The organism is Blastococcus haudaquaticus (assembly GCF_900230285.1).
GTDB classification, from domain to species: domain Bacteria; phylum Actinomycetota; class Actinomycetes; order Mycobacteriales; family Geodermatophilaceae; genus Blastococcus_B; species Blastococcus_B haudaquaticus.
The window spans coordinates 187,409-210,667 of the sequence record NZ_OCNK01000002.1; the positions used below are offsets into that span (position 1 = coordinate 187,409).

21 protein-coding genes are annotated in these 23,259 nt (G+C 73.5%); 8 read left to right on the top strand and 13 right to left on the bottom strand.

Annotated elements, in window-relative coordinates; translation table 11 throughout:
- Positions 1–14: 14 nt before the first annotated feature.
- The gene (locus tag CRP30_RS07505) at positions 15–368 is read right to left on the bottom strand and encodes a nuclear transport factor 2 family protein (RefSeq protein WP_097183345.1); all 354 of its coding nucleotides are present in this window, start codon (positions 366–368) and stop codon (positions 15–17) included.
- 78 nt (positions 369–446) lie between these two features.
- Here CRP30_RS07505 and CRP30_RS07510 point away from each other — a divergent pair, with 78 nt between their 5' ends.
- Positions 447–1,244, top strand: a complete 798-nt coding sequence (locus CRP30_RS07510) for a MerR family transcriptional regulator (RefSeq protein ID WP_097183346.1) — start codon at positions 447–449, stop codon at positions 1,242–1,244.
- A 12-nt stretch (positions 1,245–1,256) separates the two neighbouring features.
- Here CRP30_RS07510 and CRP30_RS07515 read toward each other — a convergent pair whose 3' ends face one another.
- The 3 genes from CRP30_RS07515 to CRP30_RS07525 all read right to left on the bottom strand — a co-directional run bounded on the left by CRP30_RS07515 (position 1,257) and on the right by CRP30_RS07525 (position 4,743).
- A complete protein-coding gene (locus CRP30_RS07515; RefSeq protein ID WP_097183347.1) occupies positions 1,257–2,663 on the bottom strand; it encodes an APC family permease in 1,407 nt (468 codons plus the stop codon).
- Between the two features lie 193 nt (positions 2,664–2,856).
- Positions 2,857–3,975, bottom strand: a complete 1,119-nt coding sequence (locus CRP30_RS07520) for a sensor histidine kinase (RefSeq protein WP_097183348.1) — start codon at positions 3,973–3,975, stop codon at positions 2,857–2,859.
- A 72-nt stretch (positions 3,976–4,047) separates the two neighbouring features.
- Positions 4,048–4,743 (bottom strand): response regulator transcription factor, encoded by a 696-nt coding sequence (locus CRP30_RS07525; RefSeq protein ID WP_097183349.1) that lies wholly within the window; start codon positions 4,741–4,743, stop codon positions 4,048–4,050.
- 88 nt (positions 4,744–4,831) lie between these two features.
- Here CRP30_RS07525 and CRP30_RS07530 point away from each other — a divergent pair, with 88 nt between their 5' ends.
- From CRP30_RS07530 to CRP30_RS07540, 3 genes are read left to right on the top strand one after another with little or no spacing between them, the layout of a single operon-like run.
- Positions 4,832–5,542 (top strand): M15 family metallopeptidase, encoded by a 711-nt coding sequence (locus CRP30_RS07530; protein WP_097183350.1) that lies wholly within the window; start codon positions 4,832–4,834, stop codon positions 5,540–5,542.
- The gene (gene alr, locus CRP30_RS07535; protein ID WP_097183351.1) at positions 5,539–6,669 is read left to right on the top strand and encodes an alanine racemase; all 1,131 of its coding nucleotides are present in this window, start codon (positions 5,539–5,541) and stop codon (positions 6,667–6,669) included. Before CRP30_RS07530 ends, alr begins: the two co-directional genes overlap by 4 nt.
- Positions 6,666–7,658 carry a D-alanine--D-alanine ligase family protein gene (locus CRP30_RS07540; protein WP_097183352.1) on the top strand — a complete coding sequence of 331 codons (993 nt, stop codon included), beginning with the start codon at positions 6,666–6,668 and terminating at the stop codon, positions 7,656–7,658. The genes alr and CRP30_RS07540 overlap by 4 nt, the downstream gene beginning before the upstream one ends.
- Before the next feature lie 12 nt (positions 7,659–7,670).
- Here the strand turns inward: CRP30_RS07540 and CRP30_RS07545 are convergent, their stop codons facing one another.
- Together CRP30_RS07545 and CRP30_RS07550 are read right to left on the bottom strand one after the other, a co-directional pair.
- Positions 7,671–8,438 (bottom strand): sulfite exporter TauE/SafE family protein, encoded by a 768-nt coding sequence (locus CRP30_RS07545; protein WP_235003253.1) that lies wholly within the window; start codon positions 8,436–8,438, stop codon positions 7,671–7,673.
- Positions 8,439–8,491: 53 nt separating this feature from the next.
- Positions 8,492–10,072 carry a phospholipase D-like domain-containing protein gene (locus CRP30_RS07550; protein WP_235003254.1) on the bottom strand — a complete coding sequence of 527 codons (1,581 nt, stop codon included), beginning with the start codon at positions 10,070–10,072 and terminating at the stop codon, positions 8,492–8,494.
- 150 nt (positions 10,073–10,222) lie between these two features.
- On the opposite strand from CRP30_RS07550, the gene CRP30_RS07555 reads away from it, so the two are divergent.
- Positions 10,223–10,678, top strand: a complete 456-nt coding sequence (locus tag CRP30_RS07555; RefSeq protein WP_143278418.1) for a hypothetical protein — start codon at positions 10,223–10,225, stop codon at positions 10,676–10,678.
- A gap of 56 nt (positions 10,679–10,734) precedes the next feature.
- Here CRP30_RS07555 and CRP30_RS07560 read toward each other — a convergent pair whose 3' ends face one another.
- The gene (locus tag CRP30_RS07560; protein ID WP_097183354.1) at positions 10,735–11,370 is read right to left on the bottom strand and encodes a DUF3159 domain-containing protein; all 636 of its coding nucleotides are present in this window, start codon (positions 11,368–11,370) and stop codon (positions 10,735–10,737) included.
- Between the two features lie 157 nt (positions 11,371–11,527).
- Between CRP30_RS07560 and CRP30_RS07565 the strand changes: the two genes are divergently transcribed.
- From CRP30_RS07565 to CRP30_RS07575, 3 genes are all read left to right on the top strand, one after another.
- Positions 11,528–12,733 carry a cation:proton antiporter gene (locus tag CRP30_RS07565; RefSeq protein WP_097183355.1) on the top strand — a complete coding sequence of 402 codons (1,206 nt, stop codon included), beginning with the start codon at positions 11,528–11,530 and terminating at the stop codon, positions 12,731–12,733.
- A 199-nt stretch (positions 12,734–12,932) separates the two neighbouring features.
- Positions 12,933–15,245: a BTAD domain-containing putative transcriptional regulator gene (locus CRP30_RS07570; RefSeq protein ID WP_097183356.1), complete on the top strand. Its 2,313-nt coding sequence runs from the start codon at positions 12,933–12,935 to the stop codon at positions 15,243–15,245.
- Between the two features lie 91 nt (positions 15,246–15,336).
- Positions 15,337–16,782, top strand: a complete 1,446-nt coding sequence (locus CRP30_RS07575; protein ID WP_097183357.1) for a sugar porter family MFS transporter — start codon at positions 15,337–15,339, stop codon at positions 16,780–16,782.
- Positions 16,783–16,792: 10 nt separating this feature from the next.
- Here the strand turns inward: CRP30_RS07575 and CRP30_RS07580 are convergent, their stop codons facing one another.
- The 6 genes from CRP30_RS07580 to CRP30_RS07605 form a co-directional block, all read right to left on the bottom strand.
- Entirely contained in the window at positions 16,793–18,022 is a 1,230-nt protein-coding gene (locus CRP30_RS07580; RefSeq protein WP_097183358.1) for a flagellin N-terminal helical domain-containing protein, read from the bottom strand.
- A gap of 117 nt (positions 18,023–18,139) precedes the next feature.
- Positions 18,140–18,796, bottom strand: a complete 657-nt coding sequence (locus tag CRP30_RS07585) for a GyrI-like domain-containing protein (protein WP_097184045.1) — start codon at positions 18,794–18,796, stop codon at positions 18,140–18,142.
- 116 nt (positions 18,797–18,912) lie between these two features.
- Entirely contained in the window at positions 18,913–19,866 is a 954-nt protein-coding gene (locus CRP30_RS07590; RefSeq protein ID WP_235003255.1) for a C-terminal binding protein, read from the bottom strand.
- A gap of 11 nt (positions 19,867–19,877) precedes the next feature.
- On the bottom strand, positions 19,878–20,768 hold the full coding sequence (locus CRP30_RS07595; RefSeq protein ID WP_159961599.1) for a dihydrodipicolinate synthase family protein: 891 nt from the start codon (positions 20,766–20,768) through the stop codon (positions 19,878–19,880).
- A gap of 8 nt (positions 20,769–20,776) precedes the next feature.
- Positions 20,777–21,745 carry a sugar kinase gene (locus CRP30_RS07600; RefSeq protein WP_235003256.1) on the bottom strand — a complete coding sequence of 323 codons (969 nt, stop codon included), beginning with the start codon at positions 21,743–21,745 and terminating at the stop codon, positions 20,777–20,779.
- Positions 21,738–23,183: an Nramp family divalent metal transporter gene (locus CRP30_RS07605; RefSeq protein WP_097183360.1), complete on the bottom strand. Its 1,446-nt coding sequence runs from the start codon at positions 23,181–23,183 to the stop codon at positions 21,738–21,740. Before CRP30_RS07605 ends, CRP30_RS07600 begins: the two co-directional genes overlap by 8 nt.
- Positions 23,184–23,259: the final 76 nt, after the last annotated feature.

A 23,259-nucleotide genomic window follows, 5' to 3' on the forward strand; every position in this document is an offset into this window, starting at 1 on the left:
GCGGCCCCTCGTCGTCATGGCGCGATGACGAGCTCGGCGATGAGGTCGCCGTCCAGGGCGAAGCGGTAGCGGAGCTCGACGACGCCTCCGGGGAAGTCGCCCTCCAGGCGGTTCACGGCGACCCAGTGCGCCTCGTCGACGCGCTCGGCTCCGACGAGCTGGGTGGTGTAGCTGAACTCGGTTCCCGACTCGGTGAGGAACCGCCAGACCTCCTCGGACCCCCGGTAGGTGGTGCCGTCGTCGACGACCACAGCGGTCGGGGTGAAGGCGCGGAGGGCGGTGTCGGCGTTCCGGGTCACGTGCGCGGTGAGGAAGCCGCGGATGGTGGCGGGCAGCTGATCCGGCTGGATGCTGGTCGGTGTGGTCATGGCTCCACGGTGCGGCCTCCCGGCGCGGGAGGGTCAAGATCTGGACCTTCCCCCGGGGGGAGGGTGCAGGGTGCGGGGGTGCTGGCGATCGGCGAGTTCTCCCGGCTGACCCACCTCAGCGTGCGCACGCTGCGCCGCTACCACGACGCCGGCCTGCTCGAGCCGGCGACCGTGGACGACGTGACCGGCTACCGCTACTACAGCGCGGACCAGATCCCGACCGCCCAGGTCATCCACCGCCTGCGCGAGCTCGACGTCCCCCTGCCCGACGTGCAGCGCATCCTGCGCTCCCCCGACCCGCGGGCCCGTGCCGGCCTCGTCGCCGACCACCTGCGCCGTCTCGAGGTGGAGCTGGACCGCACCCGTTCCGCGGTGGCCTCGCTGCGCCGCCTGCTGCGACCCGAGCCGGCGCGGTTGGCCGTCGAGCTGCGCGCGGTCCCGGCGACGACGGTGGCCGCGGTGGAGGACGACGTGGCGCACGACCAGGTCCTCGCCTGGTACGCCGGCGCCATGGCCGAGCTGGACGCCGTCGTCGACGAACCGACCGGCGCGCCGGGCGGGCTGTACGACAACGCCCTGTTCGAGGACGGCCGGGGGCACGTGCTCGTGTACCGGCCGACGGCACGCCCCCCGCGCAGCGGCCGCGTGCACCCGGTGACCCTCCCGGCCGCCGAACTGGCCGTCACCACCCACGTCGGCGAGCACCACGACATCGACGTCACCTACGGCGAGCTGGGTTCCTGGGTGGTGGGCAACGCGCTCGCCGTGGCCGGCCCGGTGCGCGAGACCTACCTGGTGGGCCCGCGCGACACGGCCGACCCGGGCGCCTGGCGCACCGAGATCGGCTGGCCGGTCTTCCGCGTCTCCCCGCGCTGAACTCCCCCGGCGTCACCGGCCGCGCGCGGCCAGGATGCGGGCCTCGGCATCCGGCCCCGGGCCGACCGAGGGCAGGCGCAGCAGGAAGAACAGCCCCAGTGCCCACCAGGCCGCCAGGACCAGCCATTCGTAGGGCCAGATCAGCGCCGCCGGCATCCCGGGCAGGAAGAGGACACCGAGGCCGATGGCCAGCACGGCCGCGAGGACGCCGGTCGTCTGGCCCCCCGGCGCGCGGAAGGGGCGGTCCATGTCCGGTTCCCGGCGCCGGAGCACGACGAAGCTCACCGCGACCATGACGTAGGCGACGACGATGCTGAACCCGCCGGCGTCGACCATCCAGACCAGGGTCTGCCGTCCGAAGAACGGCGCGATCACCGACAGCGCTCCGATGAACAGGAGCGCGTTGCCGGGCGTCCGGAAGCGTGGGTGCAACCGCCCGAACCAGGCGGGCACCATGCCGGACTGACCCAGCGCGTAGAGGAGTCGGCTCGCCCCGATGAGGAAGCCGTTCCACGAGGTCAGGATGCCCGCGATGCCGCCGATCACCAGGACGTCACCCATCAGGCCGCTGCCCCACAGTGCCGTCATGCCGTCGGCGGCGGCCAGGTCCGAGGCGGCGAGCTCGCCGGCGGGCAGCGACGAGCCGACCGTCAGCATGATCATCACGTACCAGCCGACGGCCAGTGCGACGGAGACCAGGAGCAGCTGACCGATCCGGCGGTAGGACATGTCGATCTCCTCCGCCGACTGCGGGATGACGTCGAACCCCACGAACAGGAACGGCGTCGCGACCAGCACCGTGATCAGGCCGGCCAGGCCCCCGGTGAACAGCGGTTGCATGTTCGCGGTGTCACCGCCGACGAAGCTCCCCACGACCAGGGCGAGCCCGACCCCGAGCAGGAACAGGACCGCCACGGTCTGGAAGACCGCTGCCGGCCGGACTCCGACGTAGTTCAACGCGGTCATCACCACGGCCGCGCCCACGCCGATCGCGACCCAGCTGGCGTACACGTCGTAGTCGGCAACGGTCCACAGCCGCCCGGCCAGCATGTCGGGGAAGAGGTAGAGCATGGTCTGCGGCAGGGCGACCGCCTCGAACGCGACGACGGAGACGTACCCGAGGACCAGCGCCCACGAGGTCACGAACGCCGGTCGGCTGCCCAGCGCACGGAGGGCGTAGTTGTGCTCTCCACCCACGTGGGGCATCGCGGAGACCAGCTCGGCGTAGGTCAGGCCGACCAGGGCGACCACAACTCCGCCGATGACGAAGGCGAGGGCGGCCCCGAGCGTGCCGGCGCCCTCGAGGAAGCCGCCCGTGAGGACGATCCAGCCGAAGCCGATCATGGCGCCGAAGGCCACCGCCAGCACGTCCCACCGGCCGAGCGTCCGGATGAATCCGCCGTGCTCCTGCTCAGTCATCGCGACTCCTTCGCCGGGCCCGTAGGAACAGGGAGGGACCTCCGTCGATCGAAGCGATGGTGCCCCGTTCGCGCCGTGCGGGCAGGGCGAACCGGCCGGGGACCGGAGCCGGGAGACCGGACCGCGTCCCGGTGGCCGACCCGACTTCTCGGGGGCGCAAGCGATCGGCGGAGCCGGCGCCGTGCCACCACGGCTACGGAGCGGTTCCCCGGCCGCCCGCCGAGGGCAGCTCGACCGTGATGCGGAGCCCGCCGCCTCGGCGCGGAGCGATCGTGAGCTCCCCGTCGTGCGCCTGCACGATGCTCTTGACGATCGCCAGGCCGAGCCCGACGCCCGCATGGTCGCCGCGGATGCGTTCGGTGCCGCGCTGGAAGGGCTCGGCGAGCGTCGAGACCAGCCCGGGCGTCAGCGTCGCGCCGGTGTTCTCGACGGTGAGCACCGCGGCGCCGGGTCGGACGCCGGTCCTGATCCACACGGCGCCGTCCTCGCGGACGTTGTGGACGATCGCGTTGTGCAGCAGGTTCGTGATCATCTGCAGCAGGAGCGCGCGCGACCCGCAGGCGGGGGTGATGCCGCCGGAGGTCGTGATGGTGACGCCGCGCTCCTCCGCGAGCGGGAGCAGGGTCTCGGTGGCCTCCTCCGCGAGGAGGGACAGGTCGACGTCCTCCCGGATGAAGGACCGTTGATCCGCGCGGCTGAGCAGGAGCAGCGCTTCGGTGAGCTCGATCGCCCGCGCGTTCACGGTGTAGAGGCGGTCGAGGAGCTCGCCGGTGTCGCGGCCGGGGTCCTTGCGCGCGACGTCGAGCAGCGTCTGGGTGACCGCCAGCGGGGTGCGCAGCTCGTGGGAGGCGTTGGCGGCGAACCGCTGCTGCTCGGCGACCTGCGCCTCCAGCCGGGCGAGCATGCCGTCGAAGGCGTCGGCCAGCTCCCGGAACTCGTCGCTCCGGCCCGGTAGCCGGATCCGGTGGGACAGCGATCCGGCGGCGGCCAACCGCGTCGCGTCCGTGATGCGGGTCAGCGGGGCGAGCATCCGGCCGGCGAGGATCCAGCCTCCCGCCAGACCGAGCACGAGCAGGAACGCCATCGCGGCCGCAGCCCTCGGCGCGAAGGCACGCTGGAGGTCCGACCGGCTCGGGATGAAGGGCGCGGGGCCGCTACCGGGCCGCGACGGGACGTTGAGCACGCCGTCGGGCACGTACCGCAGCAGGAACACCCACACGACCGCCAGGAGCAGGCCTCCGGCGAGCAGGAGGAAGCCGGCATAGCTGAGGGTGAGCCGTAGGCGTGCACTGGGACCCGCTGCTCTATCCACCTGCTGCTCTATCCACCCGCTGCTCTATCCACCCGCTGCTCTATCCACCTGCTGCTCTATCCACCTGCATCTCTATCCACGGCCCGGTTCCGCGCGCCCGGCGCCCGGGGCCGTGTCGATCCGGTACCCGACGCCGGGCACCGTGCCGATGATCCCCGGCTCACCGAGGCGTTTGCGCAGTGCCGAGACGGTGATGCGGACCGCGTTCGTGAAGGGGTCGGCGTTCTCGTCCCACGCCCGTTCCAGCAGCTCCTCGGCGCTGACGACACCGCCCTCGGCGGCGACGAGGACCTCGAGCACGGCGAACTGCTTCCGGGTGAGCGCGACGTAGCGGCCCTCGCGATAGACCTCCCGGCGGAACGGGTCCAGCCGCAGACCGGCGATCTCCCGCACGGGTGGTCGGTTGTGCGCACGCCTGCGGTCCAGTGCCCGGAGCCGGAGCACGAGCTCCCGCAGCTCGAACGGCTTGGTGAGGTAGTCGTCGGCGCCGAGCCCGAACCCGGAGGCCTTGTCGTCGAGGCGGTCGGCGGCGGTGAGCATCAGGATCGGCATGCCGCTGCCGGACGCGACGATGCGCGTGGCGATCTCGTCACCGGAGGGGCCGGGGATGTCGCGGTCGAGCACGGCGATGTCGTAGGCGTTGATGCCCAGCAGCTCCAGTGCGGTGTCCCCGTCGCCGGCGAGGTCGGCCGCGATCGCCTCGAGACGCAGCCCGTCCCGGATGGCCTCACCCAGGAAGGGTTCGTCCTCGACGATCAGCACGCGCACGGCTCCGAGGCTAGAGCGCCGGTGCATATCGCCGGCGTATCGAAATGCGCGTACGGGGTGACAACACGCCGCTGGCTTCGCTGTCGGCATGTCCAACACCACGCAGGAACGGACGACGACCCACCACCGCCGATCGACCCCCGTCGTCGTCCTGGCCGCGGCGATCGCGGCGATCGTCGGAGCGATCCTCGGGTACCAGGCGGTGACCGCCCCGTCCTCCTCGACGGCGTCGCCGCTCGTCGCGCTCGGCGACACCCCCGGCCCGCACCCACCGGAGGCCCGGAGCACCGTCCCCGATGCGCACGGCCCGCCGGGTGCGCCCGGGCGGGCCGTCCCCGGCGGCCTGACGGTCGACGACGGCGTCGTCCCGGCCGGCGTGACCGTCTTCGACGACGGAGTACCCGCCGTGGCCAACCTCGATCCGGCGCTCCTGGCCGCCCTCCGCCAGGCCGCGCGCACAGCGGAGGACGACGGCGTCCGGTTCACCGTCAACAGCGGCTGGCGCTCCCCCGAGTACCAGGAGGAACTCCTCCGCGAGGCCATCGCCGAGTACGGCTCGGCCGAGGAGGCAGCCCGCTGGGTCTCCACCCCGGACACGTCCACCCACGTGACCGGGGACGGGGTCGATCTCGGGCCCGCCGAGGCCACGGACTGGCTGTCGGAGCACGGCGCCGGGTACGGGCTGTGCCAGATCTACCGGAACGAGCCCTGGCACTACGAACTGCGTCCCCAGGCGATCGACCACGGGTGCCCGCGGATGTACGCCGACCCCACCCACGACCCGAGGACGCAGCAGTGACCGGCACCCTGGCCCGGTCGCGCCCTCACCTCGGCGGCGTCGTCCCGCCGACGCTGCAGACGCTGCCCGCGGCGGTGGCGGAGAACCTCGCGATCGTCCGGCGACGGACCCGCGCCCGGGTCATGGCGGTGGTCAAGGCCGACGGGTACGGGCACGGTGCCCGCGCGGTCGCGCACGCCGCGGTCGAGGCCGGCGCGGACTGGCTCGGGACGACGGACGTCGCCGAGGCGTCCGCGCTGCGCGCGGCAGGGCTCACCGTGCCGATCCTGACGTGGTTGCACCCCTCCGGCGTGGACGCCGAGACCGCCGCCGTGGACCGGATCGACGTCGCGGTCGGCTCCGTCGACGAACTGGAGGCATGGCTGCCGGACGCCTGCCGCAGCGTCCGGGTCCACCTGAACATGGACACCGGCATGGCGCGGGAGGGGTGCCCTCCACCCGAATGGGAGGCACTGATCGCGCGGGCCCAGCAGGCACAGCGACAGGGCAGGATCCGCGTCGTCGGCCTCATGGGACACCTCCCGTCGGCCGACCGGGCACGACCCGAGGCGAACGAGGCAGCCGTCGTGCAGCTGAGGCGCGCCGGGCGAGCGCTCACGGCGGCGGGCTTCGGCGCGCCGCTCACCCACCTGGCCGCCACCTCCGGAACGCTGACGGACCCGGCCACCCATTTCGGGATGGTCCGCGTGGGCGCCGGCCTCGTCGGCATCGACCCGTCGGGGACGACCGACCTGCACGGCGCGTCGAGGCTGACCGCCCCGATCGTGCACCGGACGACCGCCGGTCCGGGGACACCGGTGGGCTACGACGGAGCATTCGTCACCACGAGGCCCACCAACCTCGGCGTCCTGCCACTCGGGTACGCCGACGGGATCCCGCGGGAGATCGCTTCCGCGGCCTCGGTGGAGATCCGGGGACGGCGGTACCCGGTCGTCGGGCGGGTCTCGATGGACCAGATCGTCATCGACACCGGTGCGGACGCCTTCCCGCTCGGCACGACCGCGACGGTGTTCGGCCCACGGGGTGGCGCGGCACCGACCGTCCACGACTGGGCCCGCTGGGCGGGGACCATCCCGCACACCGTCGTCACGGGCATCGGCCCCCGCGTGCGACGGACGGTCGCATGACCCCGCACGTGCTGGTCATCGGCGGCGGGCAGAACGCCGAGCACGACGTCTCCCTCGGATCGGCAGCGGGCGTCGAGGAGGCGCTGCGCAGCCGCGGGATCGAGGTCACCGCCGTCACCGTCGGCCGCGACGGGCGATGGAGGCACCAGGCGGAACCGCTGGGCGCGAACGCGGCCGACTCCGTGGTCGCGGCCCTACCGCTGCTCGCCCGGGCCGACGTGGTCTTCCCGGCGATCCACGGCCCGCTGGGCGAGGACGGGACGCTCGCCGCGCTGTGCGCCCTCACCCACACCCCGGTGGTCGGCTCGGGCACGCGGGCCGGCGCGATCGGCATGGACAAGTGGGCCACCAAGCTCGTCGCCGAGGCGATCGGGATACCCACCGCCCCCGGACGGCTGGTGCACGCGGGCGACGTGGCCGGCATCGAGTTCGACGAGCCGGTCGTCGTCAAACCGGTCTCTGCCGGGTCGAGCCACGGCGTGGGGCTCGCCCGCGACGCCGGCCGGCTCGCGGTGGCGCTTCGGGCCGCGGCCCGCCACGACGACCGGATCCTGGTCGAGCGGGTGGTCCGCGGCCGCGAGATCGACGTCGCCGTCCTGCGGGAGGCCGACGGGCGCTGCTGGGCGCCGCCGCCGTTGGAGATCCACGCCGACGGGCTGTTCGACACCGCCACGAAGTACGACGGCACCGCACGGTTCACCGTGCCCGCCGACCTGAGCGACGCGGAGTGCGCCGCACTGACGCGCGCGGCGCTGCGGATGTTCGACGCCCTCGGCTGCGCCGGGGTCGCGCGCGTCGACTTCTTCCTCACCGACGACGGCCCCGTGCTCAACGAGGTCAACACGATGCCGGGGATGACCGCCCGGTCCCAGGTGCCCATGATGTTCGCGGCGGCGGGGGTGTCGTACGAGGACCTGGTCGTCCGGCTGGTCGACGCCGCCATGACGTCGGCACCGCCACGCGGTGCCGGGGAGGGGCCGGGAGCGTGAGCCGACGGCGCCTCACCCCAGCAGTGGCCGGATGTTCTCCACCCACACGTCCCAGCCCAGCCGGCCGATCAACGCCGTCACGACCACGAGGAAGACGACCCGGATGAAGCGGCTGCCCCGGGCGGTCGCCGTCCGGGCACCGAGATAGCCGCCGAGCATGTTGGCGGCACCCAGGACGAGCCCCAGGCCCCAGAAGACCGCTCCGTAGGGCGCGAAGTAGAGCAACGCCCCGACGTTGGTGGCGACGTTGACGATCTTGGCCTTGGCGCTGGCGTTGAGGAAGTCGTAGCCCAGCAGCGACACCATGGCGAAGACGAGGAACGAACCGGTCCCGGGGCCCAGGACGCCGTCGTAGAAGCCGATGCCGCCGCCCACCGCCGCGGCGACGCCGTGGTGTCGCCGCCCGGTGTGCCGCAACGCGGTCACCTCCCCCAGTGCCGGGCGCAGCACGGTGAACGTCGCGATGGCCACCAGTGCCACGACGATGACCGGCTTGAACACCTCGGCCGGCAGCGCCGCGGCGACGGACGCCCCGGCGAAGCTGCTCACCAGGGCGACGCCGGCCATCGGCAGCGCGGTCCGCAGGTCGGGGCGCACCCGGCGGTAGTAGGTGACGGCGCTGGTCGTGGTGCCGAAGACCGAGGCCAGCTTGTTCGTCGCCAGGGCCTGCACCGGGCTCATCCCGGGAACGAGCAACAGGGCCGGCAGCTGCAGGAGACCGCCGCCACCGACGACCGCGTCGATCCACCCGGCCGCGAGCGCCGCCACCAGGAGGAGCACCAGGACTCCGGGCGTCAGCCCCTCCGGGAACAGGCCGCCCGGTAGCTCGACCGTCAGGAGCGCGTCCGGTTCCGCGGCTTCCGGCGGCGGGCGAAGAACCGCTCCACCCGTCGCCAGCGGTTCGGCGTCTTCTCCGGGTCCATCAGCTCGGACTCGGCGAGCGCCCGGTCGGCCGGACCCAGCTCGGGCGGTTCGAACGGCACCAGCGAGCGACCGGTCGGCCGGCGCAGTCGCTCGATGCCCCGCACGAGCGAGCCGGTGTCGGCGACCGCGGCGGCGACCTCGTCCGGCTCGCAGCCGAGGTGCTCGGCGAGCAGGCGGTCCCGGATGCCGACGATGGTCGCGGCCAGCCGGTCGGCACCCGGTCGCCCCTCGACCGCCTCCACCGCCACGTCGAGCTCGGTGTCCAGGCCCATCGAGCGGTTGTTCACGTTGCTCGATCCCAGGCGCAGCAGACGGTCGTCGATCACGGTCACCTTGGCGTGCACGTAGATGTGCTCGCGCTGCTCCGTCACCGGGGTGTAGAGCCGGAACCGGTCGTGGACGTCGGCCTCGCGGACGATCTCCAGGACCCGGGCCCGCGCGGTTCCCATCGCCTTCTCGGAGAGCCACCCGTCGGCGGTCCACGGGTTGAGCACGACGACCTCCGGCCCGTCCGGCTCGCGCAGCCGCTCGGCGATCGCCTCCGCGATGCGGCGGCTGGCGAAGTACTGGCTCTCCACGTAGATCGACCGGACGGCAGCGGCGATCGCGGCCAGCCACAGCAGCTCGACCTCGTGCACCAGGCTCGTCCCGCCGTGCTCGGGGTGGGTGCGGGAGATGGCGACGTCGACGTCGGTGAGCAGGGGCTCGACGTCCTGGGGCCAGCAGTCCCGCGACTCGGGGATCGGCTCGAGCCGCTCCCCGGTGCCGCTCTGCCACCGCTCGCGCGCGAGCTCGGCAACTGCCCGTGCGGCGGGCCCCGTCATGATGCTGGTCGCGTCGTGCCAGGGCCCGGTCAGCCGGCCCGGGACGCGCCCGGTCGCCGGGCGGCGCCGGTGCGGGTTGGCGTCGGTGTGGTCGGAGGTGTCCCACCGGTCGGCGGTGACGTCGATGCCGCCGGTGAAGACCAGGCAGTCGTCGATCACGACGATCTTCTGGTGGTGCGCGCCGCCGACCGGGTGGTGGGTGTCCACGGTGAAGGTGAGCCGGTCGGGCGTGCGGCGGTCGAGGAGCACGATGGGCTTGAGGCCCCGACCGAGCGCGCGCAGCATGCCGAGGTCCCACTGCAGGACCCCGATCTCCAGCCGCGGCTCGGCCTGCACCGCCGTCTCGAGGACGGCCCCCAGCCGATCGTCCTCCGGCCGGCCGCCGCCGAGGGGATCGAGCCGGATCCGCGGGTCGAAGTCCCAGCCGATGAAGAGCACCCGTCGTTCGGCCTGGAGCACGGCACGCTTCAACGTGGCGAAGTAGCCGGCGGCGTCGACGAAGATCCCGAAGCGGGTGGCCCGCTCGACCCGCCAGCAGGTCTCCCCGGGGATCAGCAGCGGTGCACCCTGCTCGGGCCGGCCGTCGTCGCGGGCGTCCTGTTGCGTGGGCAGCGCGATACCCGGGTCCGTATCGGGCTCCGTCGTCGCCTCGCCGCCGTCGATCACGTCGGCAGTCTGCCCGTCGCGGTGGACGGAACCAACGACCGACTGCTCCTCGGCATGGCCCGGCCGGCCCCGACCCGGCCGCGTCCGGACACCCGGCGGCCCGACCCTGGCCGGACCCGGATCCCGTGCCTCCTCCGGCAGGATGGCGGCATGAACGTTCCTCCGAAGCCGTCACGAACCGTTGCGGCCCTGGTCGCGGGCACGGCCACGACGGCGTACTACGCCACGCCGGATCTCGTCACGTCCCGCCGGGCGCGCGGCTGGGTCAAGGCGGGACTGGTCGCGATCTCCTCCGCCGCGGCCGTGCCGGAGGTACGGGCAGCATGGGCCGGGTCCCGCGAGCAGCAGGACCCCGACGGCGTGACACTCGGCTCGCTGCCACTCCGGAGCAAGGTCGTCGTGTTCGGCGTCGTGGGCGCTGCGCTCGCGTGCGCCGTCAGCGGCGCGCGCATCGCGGAACGCTGGGCCTTCCGGCACGGCGAGGCGCGGGCGGCGGCCGGCAAGCGGCTGCCGCACACCGGTCCGGCCCTGGTCTACGGCGCCGTGGCTACCGGGCTCGCGCTCCTCCCGGCTCCGTCGCCGACACCGGGGGCAGCCCCGGAGTGACGCGGCGACGGTGCCGCACCCGGTTGCCGGAGCGCGCACGCGCTCGCGCGCTGGGGTCAGGCAGTCCGGTGGGCGCGGTCGTCGGCCGGCACGGCGGCCTGTCGTCGCGCGGTCACCCGGTCGGGATATCGCCCGGTGAACTCCGCCAGGCCCCACAGGACGGCGATCGGCACGACCCAGTTCAGCGCCAGTTCGAGCAGGTGACCGGACGCGCGGCTCGTGGCGTGCGCGTCCAGCACCGTGACCAGGACTCCCGCCGACCCGATCACCACGAGCCCGCCACCCCAGGCCGCGCTGATGACCCGGTTGACGGAGCGGAAGGTCGGCGATCCCCAGTACTCACGGGGGGTCGACTGCCGCGCGTACTCCTCCGTGAACGGCCGCACCGACGCGGTCCCGAGGACGAACAGGCCGAGGACCACCCCGACCAGCGGCCGTCCCCACGTGTAGAGCCAGTCGTCCACGTCACGGCCACCGATGAAACCGGCCACCGCGACGACGGCGAACAGCACGAGGGAGGCCGCGTCGAGGGTCACCGGTCCGTGCCCTCGCCCCGCGAGTGCGAGCGCCACGACGGTCATCGCCACCGCGAGCACGGCGCCCCAGGCCACCGCGTCGGCCGCCGGCCGGTGGGCCACGACGGTGAACGCGATCCAGGGCAGGAATCCGGAGACGAAGGCAGCGGGCTTCATGCTCCTCACGCTGCCCCCGCCCTCTCCAAGCGCACTCCAACCGCCGGCGCAGGGCGCCCGGCGCCTCCGGCTGCCGCGACGCGTTGGCGCCCGCTTGGAGCACCGCACGGCAGCATGGCCCGCACGCCGCCGGCCGCGGGGGCCGTGAGGAGGAGCGGTGGACGACGTCGTCTCGATCGACACGCTCGCCGCCGTCGCCGCGGTCGCGCTGATCGCGGCGGTGCTGGCCGGGCTGCTCCCCCGCCTTCCGGTGCCGCAGGTGGTGCTGCTGCTGGCCGGCGGAATCCTGATCGGACCCGACGTCCTGGCGCTGGGCACGCCGGCCGACGTGCGGGTGCTCGCCGACGTCGGGCTCGGCTTCGTCTTCCTGCTGGCCGGCTACGAGATCGACCTGCGGCTGTTCCGGGAGGACGCCGGACGGCGCGCGCTGCTGGCGTGGGCGGTCTCCTTCGGACTCGCAGCCGGCGTCGTCGGCCTCCTCGGCGCCGCCGGGGTGGTGGAGTCCTTCCTCCCGATCGCCCTGGGCCTCACCACCACGGCCCTCGGGACGCTGCTGCCGGTCCTGCGGGAGGCGGGTCTCCTCCGCGGCCGGCTCGGGCGGTACCTGCTGGCCACCGGCGGCGTCGGTGAGCTGTTGCCGGTGCTGGTGATCGCCGTCTTCCTCGGCAGCCAGGGCCGCGCCAGCGCCGTCGTCGCCCTCGGTGGGGTGGCGGTCCTCGCCCTCGCACTGGGGCTGCTGCGGCACGGCGTGCGTGAAGGCAGCCGCCTGGCCGACGTCGTCCGTGCGGGGCAGAACGAGACCGCCCAGATCACGCTGCGCGGCACGATCCTGCTGCTGCTGGCGCTCGTCGCCGTCACCGACCGGTTCCACCTCGACGCGGTGCTCGGCGCCTTCCTCGCCGGCCTGGTGCTCCGGCACTGGGTGGGCACCGCCGCCCCGCTGCTGGAGTCGAAGCTCGACGCCGTGGGCTACGGCTTCTTCGTCCCGTTGTTCTTCGTCTACTCCGGCATGAGCCTCGACCTGCACGCGATCGGCGAGGCCCCGCTGGCGGTGGTCATGTTCCTGCTCCTCCTCCTGGCCGTCCGGGGCGGGCCGGTCCTGCTGGTCCACCGCGGAGCGCTGGCCTGGCGCGAGCGCTGCCAGTGCGCTCTGGTGAGCGCGACGGCGCTGCCGGTGCTCGTCGCGCTCACCGAGATCGCCGTCCGCAGCGGCACGCTGACCTCGGAGGACGCCGCGGCGCTCGTCGGTGCCGGCGCGGTGACGGTGCTGGTGCTGCCGGCCCTCGTGGTCACGCTCGCGCGCCGCGCCGCCGAGCCGTCGCCCCAGCCGTCACCCGGAGGCCCGGTCGGTCCCGGACGATGACCGCGTCGTCCCACGGGCCCTGGTCCCCCGTGGCGCGCCGCCGCCGGCCCCCTACCGCCGTCGCGTCGGATGCGGTACGCAGGGGTCCGACGACGCATCGGGACACCCGGTGACCGAGCGGCCTCGCGGCGCTCACGTCGACCGAGGTGGGGACGCCCACCTCCACCACGTCACGGGGACGGCTCGGTAGGAGGCCCCGGTGCTGTCGGAACCCCCCGGCGGTCCTCTGCACATCCGTGACCTCGGCCCGCTCGAGGTCGAACGCTCCGGGATCCCGGTCGGCCTGGCCGGCACCCGGCTCGGCGCCGCGCTGTCCCTGTTGCTCGTGAACGCCGGACAGCACGTCGGCGTCGACGCCCTGTCCGACGCGATGTGGGGGGCGCAGTCCCCGGCCCGCTCGTCCTCGACCCTCGACTCGCACATCTGGCGGCTGCGCAAGGCACTGGAACCCCACCGGGAGCGCGGCGCCCCGTCGACGGTGCTGCGCCACGACCTCGGCGGGTACCGGCTGGTGGCCGATGCCGCGACCATCGACTCGCTGACGTTCGGCGCCGCGGCCGACGAGGCGCGGAACCTGCTCGCCGCCGGCCGCACCATCGACGCCCTCCGGCAGACCGAGCGGGCGCTCCGTCTCTGGCGGGGCCGGCCCTACGCCGGCTTCGACGACGAGCCCTGGGCCGTCCCGGCGGTGGCCCGGATGACCGAGGTCCGCGACCAGCTGCGCGAGATGCAGGCCGAGGCACTGCTGTCCTCCGGATCGCCGGAGCGGGCACTCCTCGCGATCGCCCCGGGCCTGGCCCACACCCCGCTGCGCGAGCGGCTGTGGGTCCTGCGGATGCTCGCCCAGCACCGCCTGGGCCGTACCGAGGAGGCTCTGCGCAGCTACGCCGGGATCCGCGCGATGCTGCTCGACGAGCTGGGCCTCGAACCGGGCCGCGAGCTGCGTGAGCTGCACGGCCGCATCCTCGCCGACGACGCCGGGCTGCCGGCCCAGAGGCCGCGGCGGACGTCACCGGGAGGCGGTCCGGTCGTTCTGCGCCGCCCGCCTCCAGGCCCCGCGCAACGGCCCGCGCCGGCCGGCGACGGGGCCGACGGCCAGGGTCCCGCCCGAGGTGACCAGCTCGCTGGAACCCGTCGAGGCCGAACGGGCCCGGGCGGCCGGTGCCCGCCTGAGCCCGGCCGACCCGAGCGGCGCTCCGGACGCATGCGGTCGGGATCCCGCGACGCCGTTGGAGACGCATTGGAGCCGGCACCTGCACAGTCCGCTCAGCTGGCGGGAACACCGCCTCCCGGGATCGGAGAGACCGACGTGCACGCCTTCTTCACCGACGACGACTTCCAGTTCGCCGTCGAGAACGTCCTCGGCAGCGCCTACACCCGGGCGGCCGACATCGGCGAGGTCCTGACGACCGTCGACCGCATCCCCAACCGCTCGGCGAAGGCCTGGGTCGAGCAGTGGGGCGCCACGGCCGACCGGATCGCCGCCGAGGCGCGGGCGGCCGAGGCCGCCGGCCACGTCCGCACCGCCGCCGCCCGCTGGCTGCGTGCCTCGAGCTACTACTCCGAGGCGTCCGACAAGGCCGACGCCACAGGCGGCTTCGCAGACCTGTGGGAGCGGCACCGCGATGCGTGGGACCGCTTCGTGGACCTCACCGCGGAGATCGGCGACATCGCCGTCGAGCGCCTCGAGATCCCCTACGAGGGCACCACCCTGCCCGGCTACTTCTTCCGCCGGGCCTCGGCCGACGGTGCCCGACGCACCCTCGTCCACACGAACGGCAGCGACGGCTCGGTGACCGGCGCGTGGAGCCGCGGCATCGCCGACGCGCTCGCCCGCGGCTGGAACGCGATGACCTACGACGGCCCCGGCCAGAACGCCGCGCTGATGCGTCAGGGGCTGCCGTTCCGCCCCGACTGGGAGAACGTGCTCACGCCGGTCCTCGACCACCTGACGAAGCGGGCGGACGTCGACCCGGCACGGATCGCGGTGATGGGCATCAGTCAGGGCGGCTACTGGGTCCCCCGCGCGGCGGCCTTCGAGCACCGCATCGCCGCCGCGGTCGCCGATCCCGGGGTCGTCGACGTCTCCACCACCATGCTCGCCCAGCTGCCCCACTTCCTGATCAAGCTCCTCGACGCCGGGAACCGGGAGAATTTCGACGCGGACATGGCCTGGGCGCTGAAGGTCTCCCCTGCCACGCGCACCCTGCTGCGCTGGCGGATGCGCCCGTACGGCGTCACCTCGCCCTTCGACTTCTTCACCGCGGCCCGCGAGTACGCGCTGACGGACGAGCAGCTGGCCGCGGTCGCCTGTCCCGTGCTGATCACCGATCCCGAGCACGAGCAGTTCTGGCCGGGTCAGTCCGCGCGGCTGGCCGCGGCACTCACCTGCCCGGTCACCCTGCTGCCGTTCACCGCGGAGGAGGGGGCGGACTCGCACTGCGAACCGGTGGCGTCGGGACTGCGGGGCGAGCGGATCTTCGACTGGCTCGACGAGCAGGTACCCGCCTGAGCAGCGGGGATGCGCGGTCCGGGCAGGCGACCTCCTGCCGGCGGCCGTACGGTGGCGGACGCCGCACGTTCACGCCCACCGGGAGAATCCGATTACCGCGTCCGAGGGCCAGGCCCCCAGTCCGTCCACCACGACCACCGGCGACGCGGAGCAGCACGACGGCGGTGGGCTCACCGGTGCCGTCGTCGTCGTGGCCCTGGTGTCGGCGATCTCGGGTCTCCTGTACGGCTACGACACCGGGATCATCTCCGGGGCGCTGCTGCAGATCAGTGACGAGTTCGGCATCGGCAGCGGCTGGGAGCAGGTGATCGCGGCCTCGATCCTGGCGGGCGCGGTGATCGGCGCCCTCGTGTGCAGCAGGCTCAGCGAGCGGCTGGGTCGGCGCACCACGCTGCTGATCGTCGCCGCGGTGTTCGTCGTCGGCTCGCTCGCGGCATCCCTGGCGCCGAACCCGGTGACGCTGTCGGTGGCCCGGGTCGTGCTCGGCTTCGCCGTCGGCGGTGCCACGCAGACCGCCCCGGTGTACGTCGCGGAGCTGGCCCCCTCGAAGTACCGCGGCCGCCTGGTGCTGTTCTTCCAGATCGCCATCGGCGTCGGCATCCTCATCGCCACCATCGTCGGCGCGACGGAGCGCGTCGACTGGCGGCTCGCCATCGGCGCGGCCGTGGTACCGAGCGCACTGATGCTCCTGCTGATGCTGCGCCTGCCCGACAGCCCCCGCTGGCTGGTCAAGGCCGGCCAGGACGACCGCGCGCGTCAGGCGCTGGAGGACGTGCGCCCGCAGGGCACCGACGTCTCCCCCGAGCTGCGCGACATCGAGGAACTGGTCGAGGCCGAGCGCTCGGCGAGCACCAGCGGCTGGCGGGGGCTCCGGAAGCCCTGGGTCCGCCCGGCGCTGATCGTCGGGTGCGGCCTGGCGATCTTCACCCAGCTCTCGGGCATCGAGATGATCGTCTACTACTCGCCGACGATCCTGACCGACAACGGCTTCTCCGACAGCGCGGCACTGCGGGTGTCGGTCGCCCTGGGCGCCACGTACCTGATCACCCAGCTGATCGGGCTGGCGATCATCGACCGCGTCGGCCGTCGGCGGCTGACCCTGCTCACCCTGCCGGGCGCCGCGCTGGCGCTGATCGTGCTGGGCACCTTCTTCGTCACCGGCAACGACGGGGAGGCGCAGGTGCCCTACATCGTCGCCACCCTGATCGTCTTCATGGCCTTCACCGCCGGCGGCATCCAGCTCATGGGGTGGCTCACCGGGTCGGAGATCTACCCGCTCGCCACCCGCGAGGCCGGGGCCGCCGCGCAGTCGGCGTCGCTGTGGGGCACCAACCTGCTCATCACCCTGACGTTGCTGAGCATCATCGACACGATCGGCACCGGCCAGACCTTCTGGTTGTACGCCGCGTTCAACGTCGCCGGCTTCGTCTTCCTCTACCGGCGCATGCCCGAGCTCACCGGCCGCAGCCTGGAGCAGATCGAGAAGCGGCTGTCCGACGGGCGTTTCACGCCCGCCGACTTCGCCGGCTCCCGCTAGGCACGGGGCCTCAGGGGGAGCCCAGCAACCGGAGCACGTTCTCCCGCGCCTTGCTCGCCTGCGCCAGCATCGCCGTACCGGCTTCGGCGAGGACCTGGCTCCGGCTGAGCAGGACCATCTCGGCGGCCATGTCCGCATCGCGGATGCGCGACTCGGCGGCGGTCCCGTTCTCGATCGACACGCCCAGCCGCCGGACGGTGTGCTCCAGCCGGTTCTCGTAGGCACCGAGGTCGGCCCGCACCTCCGACACCCGCCCGATGGCCGCGTCGACCGCCCGGATCACCGCGGCCATCCCGCCATGCACGTAGTACCGGGGGCTGACGGCGACCGCGTCCTCCGCGGTCGAGCCGGGACCGGGGGTCGCGCCGGTCGTGGTCAGCCCCGTCGCGGTCGCGGTGAACGGGGTGAACCCGGGGCCGAGCGCCGCCTGCGCCGCCGCGTTGAGCGCGTCGAGGTGCTCCTGCGCGGTGTCCGCGCCGGAGTAGTCGACGGCGGACAGGTCGAGGTGGTCGTCGCCGTACCGCACCCAGCCCGTCAACGCGCGGAAGCCGGCCTCGTACTCGCCGGTGACGAAGTCACCGCCGTGCAGGGTCAGCGTGCCGGGCGCCGGGGTGCCCTCGTCGTCGGAGACAGCCGGGACGCGCCCCGCCTGGACGCCGACCCAGCCGTTCCCCCACTCACCCGTCTCCTCGCTCCGGTACCGGGTGATGTGGACCGCGGACAGCCCGAGATCGACGGCGCCCATCCCCTCGCCGACGGACCCGATGGCGATCCGCAGGGTGTCACCCGGGGCGGATCCGATCTGCAGGATCCCGTCGTAGCTCCCGTCCAGCAGCGCCATGCCGTTGAACGCGGTGGTGCGCGCGACCCGCTCGATCTCCGCCTTCAGCTGCTCGAACTCCACGCCGACGGCCCGTGTCGGGTCCGCACCCATCACGCCGGTGCTGGCTGCCTGCACGGCCAGGTCCCGCATGCGACGCAGCACCGCCGAGACCTCGTGCAGCGCGCCCTCCGCCGTCCGGACGACGTTGATGCCGTTCTGCACGTTGTCGACGGCCTGCGCCATCCCGCGGACCTGGGACCGCAGCCCCTCGGAGATGGCCAGCCCCGCCGCGTCGTCGGCGGCGCTCGTGATGCGCTGCCCCGAGGACAGCCGACGAACTGCGTCGGCTCGGGAGGCGTCGGTCAGCGACAGCATGCGGGAGGCGTTCAGCGCGGCGATGTTCGTCGCGATCCTCATGGCTGCGCTTCTCCGTCCATCGACGCCCCCGCGGCGCGCACGTCTGACTACGGCCGGCACGACCGGGAGTTGAGTCCAGACGTGCAGGTCGCGGCCGCGCCGACCGCCGGAGGCCAGCTAGCGCACCGGCCGCCTGGCGCCGGTGGTGGCCGCTCGGGTGGCCGCCGTGACCGGTTGCCGCAGGATGGTCCGGAGCTTCGCGGGCTCGGTGCGCCGCGCGTCCGAGAGGTAGATCTCGTGGTGCGGGCCTCCCGGGGCGAGACCGTTGGCCGGCAGGAAGTCGTCGTGGAGGCGTGCCAGCACCGGGCCCTCGTCGTCGTAGGAGCCGATGTGCAGGACTTGCGCGCTCGGCCCCTCGGCATACCGCTCGACGCGGACGAGACCCGCGGCGGGCAGCTGCTTCCTCTCCCGCACGGTGCCCAGGGCGTGGTCGACGATGTCGGCCGTGATCCAGTCCGGCTGGGCGATCATCATCGTCCAGTCCCAGGCGCTCTTGTCCCGGGTCCGGAAGACGTCGAGGTCCGCTGCGGACCAGAGCCCCTCGAGCGGCGCCACCGTGTGCACCGTCCCCAGCTCCGCCTTCGCGACCGCCCGGACCGCGTAGGAGAGCGTGTACAGCGCCTCGACCGCGTCCCGGTAGGCCACGGAGGTGTTCGGGTCGCCGTGCCCGTCGATCATGAGGAAGCCCATCTCCGGGACGTCGACGAGTTCGATGACGCCCCGTCTCGGGGCGTAGAGGTCCCTGCGCTCCTTCTTGACGTCGTAGGTCTGCACCGCGCCCCCTCCGATGTCTTCGCCCGACGCGGTCCGCTCCGCGGCCGGATCCCGGGCGAGCCTGGTGCGTCCGGCGGCGGCGGGCAATCCCCCGCCGTCCCCCGGAGGCCCCACCGTCAGCGACCCTCGACGACGGGGTGGTCGGGGCGCCCCGTCCGCGCCCACGTGACGACGTTCTGCGCCGCCTTGCGGCGCAGCTCCCGCTCGGACTCCGCGGAGAACCACGCGACGTGCGGGGTGACCAGGGCGAGCGGGTGCGTCAGCAGGGCATGGTCCGCCGGCGGCGGTTCCTCGGGGAGCACGTCCAGGGCCACGCCCCCGAGCCGACCTCCGGTCAGCGCCCCGAGCACCGCGTCGACGTCGACCAGCGCGCCCCGGGCGGTGTTCACGAGGTAGGCCCCGGCCGGCAGGAGCTCCAGCAGGTCGGTCCCGACCAGCCCCTGCGTCTCCGCGGTCAGCGGCAGGTGCAGGGTCACCGCGTTGCTGCGGGTGAACAGCTCCTCGAGCCCGACCCGTTCGACGCCGGCGGGCCAGGCGTCGTCCGGCAGGTGCGGGTCGTACCCCACGCACGTCCCGAACCACGGGGACGCCCGCTCCATGGTCATCCGTCCGATCCGGCCGAGGCCGACCACCCCCAGGGTCAGCTCCCCCGGTCGCCGGAGCTGCCCGCCGAGCCGGTAGTCCCACCGTCCCGCCCGGACGTTCCGGGCGTGCTCCGGGAGGCCGCGCAGCAGGGCCAGCAGCATCGCGACCGCATGCAGCGCCACCTCGACGGTCCCGTAGTCGGGCACGTTGCACACCCAGACGCCTCGCGCCCTGGCGGCCTCGAGGTCGACGACGTCCACGCCCACGCCGTAGCGGCTGACCAGCCGCAGCCCCGGCAGCGCCTCGAGCACGCCGGCCGTGATGGGGGCGTACTGCACGAGGACGGCGTCGACGTCGCGTGCCGCCGCGATGACGTCCGCCGGGGTCCGGCATCGGGCGGTGACCAGCTCGTGGCCGGCGGCGGCGAGGACCTCCTCCTCGATGTCCAGCACGTCGTACTCCGCGTCGGTGACGAGCACGCGCACGCCGGTGCTCCTCAGCCGGTCGGCGCCGTCGTGGCCCGCGCGGCCGCGGCGGCCGCGTCGAACGACGGCGGCAGGGGCTCCAGCGGCGGCCGGACGGTGCCCATCGGGTGGCCGTGCCGCGCCTCGGCGACGCGCTTGAGCACCCCGGCGGAGACGTACTCCTTCGTCATCGCCCGGACCTGCTGCAGGTGCGCGGACAGCGCGGCCGCCTCGGCCCGGCGTCCCTCTCGGACGTGCCGGTAGAGCGCGACGACCTGCTCGGGGACGATGTTGGCGAGCGCGGAGATCGAGCCCTGGGCGGTCGGCAACCGCCCCGGAAGGTCGTCCTCCGTGCCGACGAGCACCCCCTTCCCCGCGCCATGGACCGCCTCGGCAAAGCCGGCCTCGCCGCCCGAGTCCTTCACGCCCCACGCGGGCAGGCCGGTGACGAGGTCGACCGGGAGCGGGACCGCGTACTTCGGGATGTGGTACATGACCACCGGGTGGCGGGTGGCGGCCAGGACGCGGTCGTAGAACAGCCGCAGCCCCTCGGCCGACACCGGCTTGAAGTAGTAGGGCGGCAGCACCAGGACCGCCCGCACCGGGAGGTCGTCCAGATAGGCCAGCAGGTCCAGGGTGTCGGGGAGGTTCCCCTCGGCGACCGTGGGGACCACGTGCAGGGAGCCCGCCGCCGGCACGAGTGCGTCCAGCACGGCGCGCTTCTCGTGCGTGGCGATCGACGGCCCCTCGCCGTTGGTCCCGAACGGGATCACGCCGGTGACGCCGGATGCGGCCAGCCACCGGACGTGACCCAGGTAGGCGTCGACGTCGATGCTGAACCGGTCGTCGTCGCGGAACGGCGTCACGTTGGCGGCGTAGACACCCTGCAGGACGCTGGCCGCTGGGGCCGGGGGCATGGTCATCGGGTGGGTCATCTCCCGAGGTCGACGGTCCGGTCGAGGAACGAGGTCAGCTCGCGGCGGCTGGGCAGCCCTTCGTAGTCGCCCAGGCTCTGCACGCAGTAGGCGCCCATGGCGTTCGCCGTCCGCAGGCGCTCCGCCGGGTCCATGTCCCACAGCCGGGCGGCGAGATAGCCGGCGGCGAAGGCGTCGCCGGCGCCGATCGGGTCGACCTGGCGCGCCGGGAAGCCGGGAGAGCTCAGCCGCTCCCCGTCCACGACCGCCGCGCAGCCCCGGGCGCCGAGCTTCAGCACGACCTCCCCGGGGCCCCGGTCGGCCAGGTGGTCCAGGCAGGTGTCCTCGTCCCAGCCCCACAGGGCCCGGGCCTCCTCGTCGCCGACGAGCAGGACGTCGACGTGCGGCAGCATCGCCTCGCTCGCCGCGCGCGCCGCCGCGGCGTCCCAGAGCCGGCTCCGGTAGTTGACGTCGTAGCTCACCCGCACACCCGCCGCCCGGGCGGTCCGCGCCGCCCACGGCAGGAACTCGGCCGCCTCGGGCGACAGCGCGCCGGTGATCCCGGTGAGATGCAGGAAGTCGGCACCCCCGAGGACCGCGGGGTCGAACGCGCCCGGCGCGAGCGTCGAGGCCGCCGATCCGCGCCGGTAGTAGTACACCCGGTGGGCGCCGGCCACCTCCTCGCGCAGGTACAGCCCGGTGGGCCGGTCGGGCACCCGCCGCACGGCCCTGGTGTCCACGCCCTCGGCGCGGATCCGGTGCAGGACGAGCTCCCCCGGCTCGTCCTCCCCCACCGCGCTCACCCAGGCGGCCGGGACGCCGAGCCGCGAGAGACCGATGGCGACGTTGCTCTCGGCACCGCCGATGGACAGCGTCACCGCCCCCGCATGACGGAGCCGGCCCGGAGCGGTGGGGACGACGAGCACCATCGTCTCACCCGCGGTGACCACCCGGACCTGTGCCGCGTCCGCCGTCGGCTCACTCACCGAAGAGCTTGCGGATCTGCTCGTTGAAGGTGAGGACGAACAGGAAGCCGAAGAGGAGGAAGGACCAGACCAGCGCCGCGATGCGCCCGGCGCCGGGCCGGATCTCCTTCGGCAGCGTCCGCCGGTTCACCAGCAGCAGTAGGGCCGAGTAGATGAACATCATCAGCCCACCGGTGACGGCGGCGATGACCAGCAGCACGAGCGGCTGGTCGAGCCCCGACAGCAGCACCACGACGCCGATGAGGACCAGGCCCCAGACCAGGCCGAAGTAGATCTTGCTCTCGTTCGCGTCCTTCAGGTAGGCGGTCTTGAGGACGTCGGCGCCGAGGCGGCTGGTGTAGTCGACGATGCCGAGCGCCGCCGCGAACAGCGAGAAGGCCCCGATGATCCAGAAGAAGGTGCCGAACCAGCCACCGACGGTGTCGTTGAGGACGTCGCCCTCCGCCTCGAGGAAGGAGATGTCGCTGGCCAACCCCTCCTGGCCGAAGACCGTGGCATAGGCGAGGAGGGAGGTGAAGAGGATGGTGAGGAAGCTGATCAGCACGAAGGTGGTCAGCTGCTCGGTGTTGGCGAACCTCCACCAGCGCCGCCACCGGCCCAGGTTGTCGGGGGTCGGCTCGAACACGAAGCCGGTCGACGGCGCGGCCTCGGGGTGGCCGGTCACCGGGCTGACGATCCGCGGCACGTAGGCGCCCATGCCGAAGCCCTTGTCGCGGATCCAGTTGCTCTGGCACAGGTTCTGACCGCCCCCGGCCCCGGCGAACGCCAGGGCTCCCATGAGCAGCGCGAATCCGAGCTCCTCGGCGGGCAGCCCGGCCTCGGTGATGATCTGGGGTGTGTCGGCCCACGTCGACGCGCCGATGGCGGCGAACGAGGCGACGACGATCAGCAGCAGCACCGCCGCCACCTTGACCATCTGGATCTTCTCGAGGGCCTGGTACACCACCGGGGCCATCGTCAGGATCAGGCCGATGGCCAGCAGCATGCCGATCGCGATCGGCACCACGCTGCCGCCGACCAGGTAGGTCACCAGCGTGGCGGAGCTGGTCGCCCAGCCGGGCCAGATGTTCGCGAAGTACGCCAGCATCGCGAACACCAGGCCCCAGTGCCGCCAGTAGCGGCTGAAGCCGGTGAGCGCGGTCTCCCCGGTGGCGAGCGTGTACCGCTCGATCTCCATGTTGAGGAAGTACTGGGTCGCCAGGCCGACGAAGGCGGCCCAGACGAACACCAGCCCGACCTGGGAGGCGATGTACGGGTAGAGGATGAACTCACCGCTGGCCATGCCGACGCCGGCGGCGATGATGCCGGGCCCGATGACCTTGCGGAAGCTGGACGGCGGTTCCGGCATGTCCCGGACCGCGGGCGCGGCCAGGTACTTGGTCGGGAACCGGTCCACCACGGAGGAGGGGCGCCCCTCCGACTGACGGGTCGTGGCCATCTCGTCTCCTGTGCCCAGGGTCACATGCGAGCGGGTCATTCCTGCCACGTCGGGAGCCGCTCGGCAACCCCGGCGC

Coding starts and splice junctions, on each gene's coding strand:
- CRP30_RS07530 (WP_097183350.1), top strand. CDS start 4,832: ATGTCCAACACCACGCAGGAACGGACGACGACCCACCACCGCCGATCG.
- CRP30_RS07560 (WP_097183354.1), bottom strand. CDS start 11,370: ATGAAGCCCGCTGCCTTCGTCTCCGGATTCCTGCCCTGGATCGCGTTC.
- CRP30_RS07505 (WP_097183345.1), bottom strand. CDS start 368: ATGACCACACCGACCAGCATCCAGCCGGATCAGCTGCCCGCCACCATC.
- CRP30_RS07515 (WP_097183347.1), bottom strand. CDS start 2,663: ATGACTGAGCAGGAGCACGGCGGATTCATCCGGACGCTCGGCCGGTGG.
- CRP30_RS07595 (WP_159961599.1), bottom strand. CDS start 20,768: ATGACCATGCCCCCGGCCCCAGCGGCCAGCGTCCTGCAGGGTGTCTAC.
- CRP30_RS07555 (WP_143278418.1), top strand. CDS start 10,223: ATGAACGTTCCTCCGAAGCCGTCACGAACCGTTGCGGCCCTGGTCGCG.
- CRP30_RS07605 (WP_097183360.1), bottom strand. CDS start 23,183: ATGGCCACGACCCGTCAGTCGGAGGGGCGCCCCTCCTCCGTGGTGGAC.
- CRP30_RS07580 (WP_097183358.1), bottom strand. CDS start 18,022: ATGAGGATCGCGACGAACATCGCCGCGCTGAACGCCTCCCGCATGCTG.
- CRP30_RS07540 (WP_097183352.1), top strand. CDS start 6,666: ATGACCCCGCACGTGCTGGTCATCGGCGGCGGGCAGAACGCCGAGCAC.